The following is a 12,358-nucleotide window of genomic DNA, read 5'->3' on the forward strand; positions in this document are numbered from 1 at the left end:
GGATTAACGATGAACGGACGTTTACCTTTGTAGTTCTGATTACCCCTACCATGACGCTTCGCCACCTTGTACTGATTTTTTTGCTGGTTCTTCCGATTCTTCTCCAAAACTGTGCGCAGGTAGCTCAACCACCCGGCGGCAAAAAAGATACCCTGGCGCCAAAATTAATCAGCAGTTTGCCAGCGTCTCGTCAGTTAAATTATTCTGGTAAGTCGGTCGAGCTGGAGTTTGATGAGTACGTTAACAGCGAGAATCTTCAGCAGAAAATAACGATTACGCCACAGGACAGCAACACGTTCGTGGTGAAATCCTTGCCGCTGGGTATCCGGCTGAATTTTAGCAAGCCTTTTCTGCCCAACACAACGTATACGATTGATTTTGCGGATGGTATTAAAGACATCACCGAGCGTAATATTGCCAAAAATACCAAAGTTGTATTCAGCACTGGCCCTGTTATTGACTCGCTTTACCTAACGGGAAATGTTGTGGACGATGAAAGCCGCCAGCCGCTTCTGGGTTTTGTGGTGGGTCTGTTTGCCTCTACCGACACATTGCCTATTAATCGAAAACGTCCTCAGTATTTTGCCCGAACCGATAGTAGTGGCAATTACCGCATCGAGAATGTGAAGGCCGGGCCATATAAAGTCTATGGCTTCGACGATAAAGATTTGAATTTAGTAAATAACACGCCGGGCGAGCGTGTGGCTTTCCGCGACAGCGTATTGAACCTGACAAGAAACTACACCGGCGTTAACATGGTTGCTTTTCGGGGTTATGGCAAACCGCGTATCAGCCGACGCGAACGTACTGACGAAACATTGGGGCTGGAACTTAGTAGTGGCATTGCCAGCTACAAAATGCGGTTTGGTAGACCTGTCTCAACATCGGCTGCCTCTACAACATCCACCTCTACAACGGCTGTATCCACGACGGCTGTATCAGCAACAACGGTATCCACTACAAGTACAGCGCCTGCGGTGGCCGCATCATCGGGTGACACATTGATTTCATTTCTGGAAAGCCCAAGAATGATTCGGCTTTATAGGCCAGCCAACCGGGCTGCTGGTGACACGCTCCACCTGACTATTATGGCCGAAGATTCGGTTGGAAACCTTACCGAGTTGAGAGAGCGGATTTACTTTTCGCCACTCAAAACAAAGGCCAAGAACCGGACGCCACTAGCGGTTCAGATAACTCCCCCGTCGAACGAGCCGATTGACAAGAATCAGGTGTTTACGCTGACCTTTAATAAACCTGTATTGCGCTACAGTACTGAACGTATTATCATGGGGCCCGATAGTACGAAGCCATTTACCCTAACGCCTTCTGACCTGATCTGGAGTAATAATTTCTCGCATCTGGTTATTAAACAGCCGATTACATTGCGTGATAGTTTGCTGTTCCGGTTATTGAAAGGTTCGTTTATTAGTGTTCAGGGTGACACGCTGGCGCGGTATTCAACTAAATACACCATTGCTGAGGAAGACAGCTACGGCCTGATTGCCGGTCGGATTAATCCCGCTACAGTTGGCTCTGCTGGAAATAAATTTATTGTTGAGTTACTGGACGAGAAATACAAAGTTGTTCGGACGGCTTATGGAACGCCTACTTATAGTTTTGGCCGTCTTAGACCCGGCTTATACCGCGTTCGACTGATTATTGACGCTAACGGAAATCGGAAGCGGGATATTGGTAATGTGCAGAAGGGTGTCCAGCCCGAACGAATTATCTATAATCCCGGTACAGAAGAGAACGGAACCATTCGCGTGAAGCAGAACTTCGAGCTGACCGATATCGATTTCTGAGTTAGATATAGTGCCTTTTTATTACAGGGCTTTTTTGTGCTCTTCGTGGTGTCATGTTTGAGAACCTGACACCACGAAGAGCATAAGAAAGCCTAATTAGCTAATAATTGTTTTTGTAATAAAGCCTTGCCTTTTATTGCAAGCAATATTCTGATAGTTAGTGGTTTAGCTTTTGATTCGTTTATACTTTTCGATAATCACATGGTCAATACCAAGTTTGTCAATTTTTTCAATCCCTTTTTGAATTAGCGTATCATTTACAATTTTAATAACAAATTGGAATTTGTTATTCTCCCATTTCTTATCGACAAAGTAGTCTAGATGCTCCGTGTAGATACTATCAACTAACGTGTATTTTCCTCCGCCTGCCGTGAAGGCATTAGACGCTGAGTCTTTTTCAAGCGTTACAGCGTGGTTTAAGAAAGCGAAATGCGTTGAATTAATGATTTTAATCATTTTATGATTCGGGTTGAACGTAGAAAAAGTCGTGTCCTTTTCTATAGTTGTTGCCGAAACTAATTCCCAAGTTCCATCAATTGGTAAGAGTGGTTGTTTCGTCTTGCAATTACTCAACGTGGACATTACTACAATTAAAATAAGCGCAATTTCGAGTTTCATAATTTTAAGATTTCAAAGAAATAGTTTAGTGTAGGCTTTATTATTTAGGCCTCTTGGGGTGTATCAAGAGGTGCCTGATAGTGACACAATGCTACATTCTTCCGGTATATTTTACAAGGTAGATAGCCAAAAAGCTTAATATATACGTAGCTGAAAAGCTGAAACATGGACGGTTATTTAAACTATAAGTTGTCTATTTTGGCCTAGCAAACTTATCAGAAATGAACGGGTAATGACCCATAATCTGAGTCTTGCTAAGACACAGTTAGAGGTAGTCGCCAATTATTCACTCGTAGCCCCGTACCTTTGCGCCGGACCGCTAGTGCGGCCAGAACCGCCTGCAACATGTACGTTAAACCTAAAAAACAACTCGGCCAACACTTCCTGAAAGACCTGAGCATTGCTCAGCGTATCGTCGAACTCTTGACGGGACATGGCGGCCACGATGGTGAACCGTATAAAAAAGTGCTCGAAATTGGGCCGGGAACGGGTGTTTTGACTCAGTTTTTGCTGCAAGATAGTCGATTTGAGACCTACGTAATCGAGATTGACCGCGAGTCGGTCGACTATCTTAAACAAAATTTTCCGGCGCTGGACGGTCGAATTCTGGCATCTAACTTCCTGACTATCCGGCCCGATTTGCTACCAACAAAAGAGCCTGAAAATACGGAGTCGTTTGCGGTTATTGGTAATTTTCCTTACAACATTTCGTCTCAGATACTTTTTAAAGTGTTAGAAATGCGCGACCGGGTGCCCGAAGTAGTGGGCATGTTTCAGCGTGAGGTAGCGCAACGAATCGCTTCAGGACCGGGTAATAAAGATTATGGAATCTTGAGCGTATTGCTACAGGCGTGGTACGATATTACCTATGAATTTACGGTTGGCCCAGAGGTGTTCAATCCCCCACCAAAGGTTCATTCGGGGGTACTTTCTCTCCGGCGTAACGCGACAGTTGATCTCGGATGCGATGAGCGAAAGTTTACACAGGTCGTCAAGCACGGGTTTAGTCAGCGTCGAAAAACGGTTCGCAATGCGCTTAAACCCCTTAATCCACCAGAAGCGGCCCTCGCCAGCCCATTCATGGACAAACGCGCCGAACAACTGAGTGTGGCGGAGTTTGTGCAATTGACCTTATTAATGATGACGGAGTCGCCAGAACAATAATAAATGATGAACTCGTTATATTATCGTTTATTATCCATAATTCATTCATTGAAACCGTGACTTTCGAACTCACAAAAGACTACCTCGACCGCATCCAAGTAGCCATCGAAGCAGGCAATGATTCGTTGCTGCGGCTGGAGATGGAAGAGTTATATCCAGCTGACATTTCGGGAATTCTTGATGAGTTGGAACCCGCATCAGCCCATTATCTGCTCAGTCTACTTGATAAATCTGTTGGAGCCGAAATTCTGGCTAATCTAGACCAGACTGAGCGCACTAATTTGTTGAAGTTATTTACGTCGTTTGAGATTGCCCCGTTCATTAATCAGATGGATTCTGATGATGCTGTGGACGTACTAAACCAGCAACCAATTCAGATACGGGAAGAAGTAATTGGCTTGCTTGAAGACCGCGAACAGGCCCGCTTTATTCTGGATTTGCTACACTACGAAGACGGTGTGGCAGGCAGTCTAATGCAGAAGGAGCTAATTCGAATCAATGTTAATTTGACGGTAGATGCCTGCATTGAAGAAATTCGCCAGCAAGCCGAAGATGTCGAAAACGTGTATGCCGTTTACGTAGTAGACGATGTTGGTAAATTGCTTGGCCTGGTGTCGTTGAAGAAGATTGTGCTGGCCCGGAACGATGCCAAAATTGCTGATATTTACGACGAAGACGTTGTATTTGTGGAAACCTATCGTTCGGTTACTGAGGTGGCGGAGGTTATGCAGAAGTATGACCTGGATGCTATTCCCGTGGTAAATGTTCAGCAGCGACTTCTGGGCCGAATCACGATTGATGACGTGGTGGACGTAATTACTGACCAGGCTGAAGAGGATATACAGGTTATCTCGGGGCTATCGGGTGAGGTGGAGGAAGATGATAGTGTTTGGCATCGCTCGAAAGTACAACTGCCGTGGCTTGTGGCGGGGGCAGTCGGGAGTTTACTGGCGGCAACAGTCATCAATGGCTTTCAGAGTGAGCTAGGGAAAGTTGCGGCTTTAGCGGCTTTCATTCCTATTATCGGGTCAACGGGTGGCAACGTCGGCATTCAAACCTCATCGTTGATTTTGCAAAGTCTGGCTGACACATCGGGCCTAAGTACAACACTGGGTCGGCGACTGCTCCGAACATTGCTGGTAGCAGTCATTAATGGTCTGGTAGTGGGATTAATTGCGGGTACCTACACCTTCATTATTGGTGAACCACGATTGTTTTTTGTGGTCGCTAGTTCCTTGCTGGCAGTGGTGTTGCTAGCTTCGTTTATGGGCACTGTAACGCCTTTATTGCTTAACAAAATCGGTATTAACCCCGCGGTAGCGTCTGGCCCGTTTATCACAACAGCGAATGACCTGATTGGGATTGGCGTCTATTTTATGATTGCCCAGTGGCTTCTGGCAGAGGTTTAGTTTATACATCCCTTAAGGATAAAGCGTCTGGTACAAAGTACATTACAAAAAAATAGTCTGTTCGCCTATTGGCAATAACGACTGATAACCTACCGATGTCCATGCCCTGTCCGGACGCGACGTCCCCGTCCCATGCCAACGATGCCACCAGAATCAGTTCGTTGTAAGCCATAGCGAAAAACAATGCCATAAAACGTCTTAGAACTATCGAACGAATCGTTGCTAAAATCATAATACCCCGTCGTCAAACCAACGCCGAAATTTGTTGCCACCTGGGCGAAGATATTATAGCTTAATTCCAACATTAAACTTCCTTTCGAGTCGAACACTTTACCGGCGCCAATTGTCATTTCATTGGCAAAGATGCCATAATTGGCTACATCCATTGTTACACGGCCTTCGAGAAACAACGTCGTATCGGGCCGTAACGAATTTCTGCCAAAGGCAATACCCACATCAACAACACGAAACGTCTTCCCAATCTCAATATTTTGTGCGACACGGTCGCTTGTTTTACCTGCTGTGGCATAGATCGAAAACGGTGTAGACCGAATATACCACGGGGCTTGTTTAAAGTTGAAAGTCGCTTTTACAGAATCTGCCGTTGCTAACGACTGACCTAAAAGAACGTTAGTTGAGACGGTCATAATCATCAATAAGCATAAATAGCTTTTCAGGAATAGGTGTTTCATAGGCAAGTAAAAGGAAGCAAATTGCAAGATACTTAGTCTATCCAAGAGGGCAATGGAATGGACTAACTATGGTAGCAAAGCGGTAGTAAGGTAGTTCATATAGGCTGTGAGGTACAGGGTGGATGGGCAAGTAGCTCAACACAGGTTATATAAATTACTAATTAAAAAATAGCACTGACAAATCCGTAGGGAGTCAATAGGGCGTTAGTATAGGCAAAAATCAAACGTCTTAACTAGTCAGCGATTATGAAAACCTTAACAAATCTTTTTGATCGATTCGATCGTTTGGACACTAGTATCAATCGCTGGTTAGTCGCCTACAGCATCTTGTTATTGCGTATTGGGATGGGGATTATTTTCCTGGGATTCGGCATTCTAAAATTCTTTCCTGGTATCAGCCCTATTGAATCACTGGCAACGCGAACTACTACGGTCCTTACGTTAGGGGTATTTTCGGGGCATAGTGCAATGGACTTTGTGGCCGCACTTGAGTGTGTAATTGGTATTTGCTTTGTCTCTGGTCGGTTTTTGCGAGTCGGCGTGTGGCTGATGGCTGCCCAAATGATTGGTGCTATGTCACCTTTATTAATCTATCCAGGTGAGCTTTTTCCTGGCCCTTTGCATGCGCCTACTTTAGCCGCTCAATATATCATTAAGGATATTATATTGGTTGCTGCAGGTATGGTAATTGCATCAACTTGGACGGGTGCCCGTATTGTGGCCGAGCCCCAAAGCCTACGCAGTACGTTGCAAACACGTATTCCCGGCGTATATGGTGTTAAGCGCCTGGCTAGGAAAGTTGCTGCGGTATAAAAAGAAAGGACCGTTGAAGTGTAGCCTGATCCATTGGCGATTAAGCTCTTATGTATGTCTTTGGTTTACTTCGGCTAGGGGTGCAACATCACCACAATAATTGTGTAGAGCCGTTTGACCAAGTTGGCAAAAGAAACTACAACAACGTCTTCCTACAGTAATATACGCATTATAATCCGCCTTTGCCGGGTATCAATTCCATCGCGTTTTGGGAGGACTACTAGTGATTTTGCCGGTTCAGCTAATATAAGTTTTCTCTAGAATGCTGCACGTTAATAATTAACCGGAACGTTGAGTTGGCAAACCTTGGTTTATTGTTGGTAATGCCTTTTAATAGAGAGTGATTTCACCTTTAGAACCAATACAGAATTCATCATCGAAGTGTACACTTCTAACGCTGGAATCCCTCACATTAGGATGTTCTTTCTTGAATCGACTGGTTGCACTTTCCTCGCTAATATTCAGATACGCTTTTTTCCAGGGCTTTGGTGTGATAGAGCCATATCCAGTGACAATTACAAGTGTGTTACCTGTCATAACTGATAATTAGTTAAATATGTATCAATATACGCCTTATTTCTGACTCTAAACACAACGCCGGTAATAGGTGTGAACTGAAAGAAACATGGTCAATCTTATTCTTCTGGGGTATGCCAATATGTTGCCGAAGGCTTATATTGCTACGGATGAAGGATGGATTAATTCTTGAGAGACCCGTTTGTTCTTATCCGTAACTGATAATTTTTTTGACATCTGACTGCCAATGAGCCAGGCTTTTTATTTACCTTTATGTTTTAACTAAAACATATAAATAGCAAATGTCAAACATAGAAACTGAGGTAGGTTCTATTAGTCCACAGGCCTTGATTCGCTATATGCTTTATACAGACGTTAATCGCAGACGTGCTACGCAAGTGGGGTCAGACGCTTGGGTTGACCTGACAACAATCTTGGGTAATAAATACGATTATGGCACTAAACACGAAATAATGTTCAGTGAAATTGATGATGAACCTAACCAATACATCGTGGCTATGATACCTTATATTCGTCAGGTGCCACATCCTGAAAAAGAAGATGAGCTTATACCGCTACGATTTGTCTACTTAGCTTCAGCCGCTTTATGGCCCTTCTTTGACCCCATAGCCGGTGAATCGCTTAATATGGCAATGCTCCCAGAATAAGCAACATGTGTTACCTATATACTACTAACGTATTATAACCTCGTCTTAACGTAACCGCTTCATTACTAGTCTATCTTTAGGCGGACAATAAGTAAGGTTGAACATCATGTGTAATAATGAAACGCCGATCCTTTTGGGATTGGCGTTTTTAGTATTTTCCACACCAGATGAGCCCTTGGCTGGCCCCACCTGTCGCACTGCACGTTTAGTCGAAGGGGTATACTTACTTAATCGCTAAACCTTTAGGAAAGAACCCACAATAAAATTCCAGTAAACGATAGAGATAAGCTAGCTAGAATGGCGATGATATTCAGACAAGCTGGAATGGATTCTTGCCGTTGCCTTTCGGTTATATCGGGATGAAATTCAAAAATCTGCTCGATAAAGTGTCTGACCAGGCTTTTCGTTAATGACTCATATGCTACCATTCTTCTCTTCTAGATTTTTCCGTACAGTTGTTAGACTGAATAATTATAAAATAGGTACAATTTTTTCAGAAAATACTTTAATTATTATTGAATAGGTCTAAAAGTACTGTTTGTTTGCCAAGACTGCATACCATTATTCGTGTTATATGACGCAGTTACATTCATTTCGTGACACTATCTTTTGTCAGAATAATATTTTACTGATTTTACTATCAAAAATATAGTGAGTGGTGTAGTAGACAAGCTATACGTGATTGCACTATCACCCTTCTTTTTCTGTATCACTTCTTCCAAAAATAACTCGATAAAGACCAGTTGAGCGATAAGCAACGGGTATACTTTTTAGGAAAGTAGGTGTTTACTAAGTTTACTAAAACCATTATGCTACCAAGTAGTTAAAGTACAAATTAATCAACGTTCATGAATCATATTTTCACAAAACAAGGTATCCCCTTTCCAAGAGTAAGTGCCACGCTAGCTATTTTGTTCATCCTAGGGATGACCGCCTGTCAAGATCACCGCATCCCTCTATCGGGTCAGGTTATTCAGCCTGCCGGGCCTAAACCCGTTTGGGGTTCCACTATTGGTCCGCAAATGCAAGCCGTTATTGAAGAGCTAGGGCGGCTAAGTCCAACCCCACTCAATCAGCTTACGCCCCAGCAGGCTCGGTTACAGCCTTCGTTTAAGGATGCGGTCAACTCATTACTCGATAAGAACAAGATTCCGCGCCCGACGGCTAATGTCACGGTTAGCCAGCGGATGATTCCAGGAGCCGGTGGGACGCCTATTCGGATTGTCGTATACACGCCTAACAATGTGTCTGGTACGCTGCCTGTCATTGTTTATTTTCATGGGGGAGGCTGGGTAGTTGCTAGTCCGGAGGTGTATGAAAACTCCACGCTGGCTTTGGCCGAAGAGACTGGTGCTATCGTTGTTTCTGTAGACTACCGACTAGCTCCTGAGTACAAATTTCCAACGGCCCATAATGATGCCTTTGCTGCCTATCAGTGGGTGAAGCAAAATGCAGCCAGTCTGAATGGAAATCCAGCTAAAGTTGCCGTAGCGGGGGAGAGCGCCGGAGGGAATATGGCCATTACAGTAGCTATGATGGCCCGTGATCAGCATATAGGCTTACCCGTTCATATTTTGTCGGTATTTCCAGTGGCCAATAACGACCTGAACACCGCTTCCTATAATCAATATGCGAACGCCATGCCGTTGAACCGTCCTCTGATACAATACTTTACAAGTAATTATTTTAACTCGCCTGCCGATGGCGACAGTCCATTAATTTCATTAGTCGATGTAGCAGATTTAAGCGCGCTACCACCAACGACGATTATCGGGGCTGAAATTGACCCGCTACAAACGGAAGGAATGCAGTTACGCGATAAGCTGATAGCGTCTGGTGTGACGGTAACGTATCAGCTGTTTACTGGAGCTACTCATGAGTTTTTCGGTATGTATGCCATCGTCCCCCAAGCACAGCAAGCGCAGGATTTGGCGGCCACACAACTACGAAACGCCTTTAAGTAGCCGATACACGTTCATAATAAACTCGGCTGCCGTACGCTTGTCAAAGCGTACGGCAGCCGAGTTTATTATATTGTACTGGTTATAAGTTTACTACACTACAAAAGATACTACTTCTTACTCATCGTCATCTGCTTTTACGGCCTGTCAGGATACGTATTCATAATTAAATGTGATGCATCGTTGTACAGGCTAAGTCAACCGGAAATTTCAAGCAATTTCTACTGGCAGATACTAATAGCATTTGTGAGCTTGATTTCAATGGACTTATTACTGGTAGTCTGACCAGAATTAACAACGATGGAGTTAAACCCATTGTAGTCTACACCCACTTCGTAATCGGTAGAAGGCTCAAGACCCACTAGTTTTCCCTGTCCAGCTGTGCAAAACGACTGTTGCCAATTGCTGGTGCCCACTTTACGATATCGAGCCCAGGCACTGGGAGAAATTTGCAGGTCGGGTTTATTTTCACAGGAAGCCGTTACTGACACAATAAGGTCAACCAGGTTTTGTGGGTAAGTAACGCTCACTGTATGGTTGCCACATATACTGTTTACCGTCGAAGTGCCAATAAGTTTTCCATCTGGCGAGAACAAGTTAAGTTGGGCAGCTCCTGAAGTCAGTTGGGAAAAAACAATTGAATTATCAGAGGTTGAGCCATTTGCTATATATTGCTGATTCCCGTTATAGAGTATCCAATTCACTGGCTTTCCATCTGGCTTTCCGGTAATTGCCCATTGCCCTCCAGCGGTACAGCTGGTACCGCTGGGAGTCCAGAAAGCAAGGCTATATCCCGACAGATGTGTAATGGGAATAGTAACTTGCAAGCTGCTCCCTTCCTGTTTAACCGCCACATCCCGTTCATAGGTCCATTCGCCGGTATTTTCGGCATAACTGAACACTGGAATTGGATCGCCCGATTTTATTTTTTGACCTGTTTCCGGATTAATCAAGCTAGTAGCTACTTCTACATTAACCATCACTGGCTGGCTGAAGGTAGTAACTTTCTGACTACTTGAATTCGCTATTTCGATAGATACAAACCCGGCTGTTGTGAATGTTCCTTTCACATTTGCATTTCCCTGGTCATCGCCTTTAATCCGGGTTGTAAAACCTCCTGGAAAGGTCCGTAAGGCTGCTTCTGTCTGGCTGGAGTAAGCCGCTACCTGCGTCGATAGGTTACCCACAACAGGTTGCCCCTTAACATCTTTTAGCTGAGTACCAGCCGGTATCGATAGGGTTACATGGTTAGCCATAGAAGCATCAATAGGCGTTGTAATCGATTCATTTGATTTGACATTACCCGTTGCTGACGTTTCGACAACATCCTGCTTTACAATAACCCCAGATGGAGTCGTCGTTTCCTTGACTAATCGAATCTCGAAGGGTGCCGGTTTGGCCTGGTCAACGAATAGGTAAATACTGGAACTGATGTAACCGGGCGCGTCTACCACAATCCGTAGTTCTGCCGGTTTTGCTGCCGATGGAATGCTTCCCTTGAGACCTATAAATAAATCTGCTTTGGCGCTTACAAACGTGGTCGTAGCTAATCCTTCATAAGTGATAACGCGGCTGGCATCGGGTCCAAAAATGCTAATTTGAACAGGAACCTTAAGGGGTTCGACAGTTTTGGCATCAATTACTAATCCTTGAAGGGTTGTTGGTGCGGGTTCGTAATTAATCTTAAAGACAACACCTTTTAGGGGGTCGAGTTGCTGAATGTCCTTTAAATCCTGACAACCCGATACAAGGGCAGCTGTCGCGGTGGACAAAATAATTCCTTTTACAAGGCCTAACCAGCCTGTTTTTTGTTTGACAATCATGATTGTACGACTAAAAACGGGTGGATACGATATTGTAAGAGAGACCAACGCTGATTAAAGGGTAATACTTCAGCGGTTTGAGGTTATTTTCGATGACTGGTCCCTGATCATTGGATGGCTCAAGCATGCCCGTCGTAACGAATGTGATTTTGGGTGATTGCTGATAAAAGATACCCATATCAACCATTAATTTCAGTTTACCGCCTACAAAGGGGTGACCCCAGCCAATGCCTAGATATGGGGCAACTTTATTGAAATTGGCTTCTCCATTCACCGTACCGATCTGGTCAACTGAGAAGACAACATCGTTAAACTTCACATCTTTCGTTGGTTTGCCCAGAAAAGTAATTTGATTTAAATTGCAATAAGCTCCGGTTGTTAACCGAAAATTTACTCGCTTGAAAGGGTAATAATCGACCAGGGCGTTGAATGATGATAGCTTAATCGTATAATCGAAACCAATCTGAAGCTCATCGCTGCTTTTGCCAGAGAGTAAATTTCCTTTGTAATTGAATAGGTTAGCGCCAACTCGTACAGATAGTTGCCGAAAAATAGATTTGTCAACACCAATGCCGAATCCGGCAGTGCTTGCATGAGCGGTGAGGGCTAAGCCTGGCCTATAGCGTGGGAGGGGTTTAGTACTGTTACTGCTTAAATCGGTCTGACTGCGGCCATAAATTGGCAGTAGTATAAATACTAAATAGAGTGAGAGTAGTCTCATGTATGATATTTTATTTACTTATTTAACAAATAAACAACTATTAAGTATCATTTCATAATTATTATTAACTTATAGATTCGTGGCTTTGGTATAGGGTAAGCAGGGGCCTATTTTTCTGAAAATCAGACGATTATATAACAATAGGCAGGATAATTTGTAACGCTAAAG

The 12,358-nt window shown here is 43.9% G+C and carries 10 protein-coding genes; 6 read left to right on the top strand and 4 right to left on the bottom strand.

Annotated elements, in window-relative coordinates:
• Positions 1-50: 50 nt before the first annotated feature.
• The gene (locus ACFS25_RS06580) at positions 51-1,805 is read left to right on the top strand and encodes an Ig-like domain-containing domain (RefSeq protein WP_381497807.1); all 1,755 of its coding nucleotides are present in this window, start codon (positions 51-53) and stop codon (positions 1,803-1,805) included.
• A 165-nt stretch (positions 1,806-1,970) separates the two neighbouring features.
• On the opposite strand, the gene ACFS25_RS06585 is transcribed toward ACFS25_RS06580, so the two are convergent.
• Positions 1,971-2,423: a hypothetical protein gene (locus ACFS25_RS06585; protein ID WP_381497809.1), complete on the bottom strand. Its 453-nt coding sequence runs from the start codon at positions 2,421-2,423 to the stop codon at positions 1,971-1,973.
• Between the two features lie 345 nt (positions 2,424-2,768).
• On the opposite strand from ACFS25_RS06585, the gene rsmA reads away from it, so the two are divergent.
• Together rsmA and mgtE are read left to right on the top strand one after the other, a co-directional pair.
• Positions 2,769-3,587: a 16S rRNA (adenine(1518)-N(6)/adenine(1519)-N(6))-dimethyltransferase RsmA gene (gene rsmA / locus ACFS25_RS06590; protein ID WP_381497811.1), complete on the top strand. Its 819-nt coding sequence runs from the start codon at positions 2,769-2,771 to the stop codon at positions 3,585-3,587.
• Between the two features lie 56 nt (positions 3,588-3,643).
• Positions 3,644-4,996 carry a magnesium transporter gene (mgtE, locus tag ACFS25_RS06595; RefSeq protein ID WP_381497813.1) on the top strand — a complete coding sequence of 451 codons (1,353 nt, stop codon included), beginning with the start codon at positions 3,644-3,646 and terminating at the stop codon, positions 4,994-4,996.
• A gap of 89 nt (positions 4,997-5,085) precedes the next feature.
• Here the strand turns inward: mgtE and ACFS25_RS06600 are convergent, their stop codons facing one another.
• Positions 5,086-5,688 (bottom strand): hypothetical protein, encoded by a 603-nt coding sequence (locus ACFS25_RS06600; RefSeq protein WP_381497815.1) that lies wholly within the window; start codon positions 5,686-5,688, stop codon positions 5,086-5,088.
• Positions 5,689-5,934: 246 nt separating this feature from the next.
• Between ACFS25_RS06600 and ACFS25_RS06605 the strand changes: the two genes are divergently transcribed.
• From ACFS25_RS06605 to ACFS25_RS06615, 3 genes are all read left to right on the top strand, one after another.
• Positions 5,935-6,501: a DoxX family membrane protein gene (locus tag ACFS25_RS06605; protein WP_381497818.1), complete on the top strand. Its 567-nt coding sequence runs from the start codon at positions 5,935-5,937 to the stop codon at positions 6,499-6,501.
• Between the two features lie 818 nt (positions 6,502-7,319).
• Positions 7,320-7,685, top strand: coding sequence for a hypothetical protein (locus ACFS25_RS06610; RefSeq protein WP_381497820.1), 366 nt, complete (start codon positions 7,320-7,322; stop codon positions 7,683-7,685).
• 848 nt (positions 7,686-8,533) lie between these two features.
• Complete coding sequence (locus ACFS25_RS06615) at positions 8,534-9,649, top strand: alpha/beta hydrolase (protein WP_381497822.1); 1,116 nt, start codon at positions 8,534-8,536, stop codon at positions 9,647-9,649.
• A gap of 218 nt (positions 9,650-9,867) precedes the next feature.
• On the opposite strand, the gene ACFS25_RS06620 is transcribed toward ACFS25_RS06615, so the two are convergent.
• Positions 9,868-11,469 carry a hypothetical protein gene (locus ACFS25_RS06620; RefSeq protein WP_381497824.1) on the bottom strand — a complete coding sequence of 534 codons (1,602 nt, stop codon included), beginning with the start codon at positions 11,467-11,469 and terminating at the stop codon, positions 9,868-9,870.
• A gap of 10 nt (positions 11,470-11,479) precedes the next feature.
• On the bottom strand, positions 11,480-12,190 hold the full coding sequence (locus ACFS25_RS06625; protein WP_381497825.1) for a hypothetical protein: 711 nt from the start codon (positions 12,188-12,190) through the stop codon (positions 11,480-11,482).
• Between the last annotated feature and the right edge of the window lie 168 nt (positions 12,191-12,358).

The organism is Spirosoma flavum (assembly GCF_042686045.1).
Lineage (GTDB): Bacteria > Bacteroidota > Bacteroidia > Cytophagales > Spirosomataceae > Spirosoma > Spirosoma flavum.

Excerpts from the sequence above, each read along its gene's own strand:
- ACFS25_RS06580 (WP_381497807.1), top strand. The coding sequence starts at position 51 with ATGACGCTTCGCCACCTTGTACTGATTTTTTTGCTGGTTCTTCCGATT.
- ACFS25_RS06585 (WP_381497809.1), bottom strand. The coding sequence starts at position 2,423 with ATGAAACTCGAAATTGCGCTTATTTTAATTGTAGTAATGTCCACGTTG.
- rsmA (WP_381497811.1), top strand. The coding sequence starts at position 2,769 with ATGTACGTTAAACCTAAAAAACAACTCGGCCAACACTTCCTGAAAGAC.
- ACFS25_RS06600 (WP_381497815.1), bottom strand. The coding sequence starts at position 5,688 with ATGAAACACCTATTCCTGAAAAGCTATTTATGCTTATTGATGATTATG.
- ACFS25_RS06605 (WP_381497818.1), top strand. The coding sequence starts at position 5,935 with ATGAAAACCTTAACAAATCTTTTTGATCGATTCGATCGTTTGGACACT.
- ACFS25_RS06610 (WP_381497820.1), top strand. The coding sequence starts at position 7,320 with ATGTCAAACATAGAAACTGAGGTAGGTTCTATTAGTCCACAGGCCTTG.
- ACFS25_RS06615 (WP_381497822.1), top strand. The coding sequence starts at position 8,534 with ATGAATCATATTTTCACAAAACAAGGTATCCCCTTTCCAAGAGTAAGT.
- ACFS25_RS06620 (WP_381497824.1), bottom strand. The coding sequence starts at position 11,469 with ATGATTGTCAAACAAAAAACAGGCTGGTTAGGCCTTGTAAAAGGAATT.
- ACFS25_RS06625 (WP_381497825.1), bottom strand. The coding sequence starts at position 12,190 with ATGAGACTACTCTCACTCTATTTAGTATTTATACTACTGCCAATTTAT.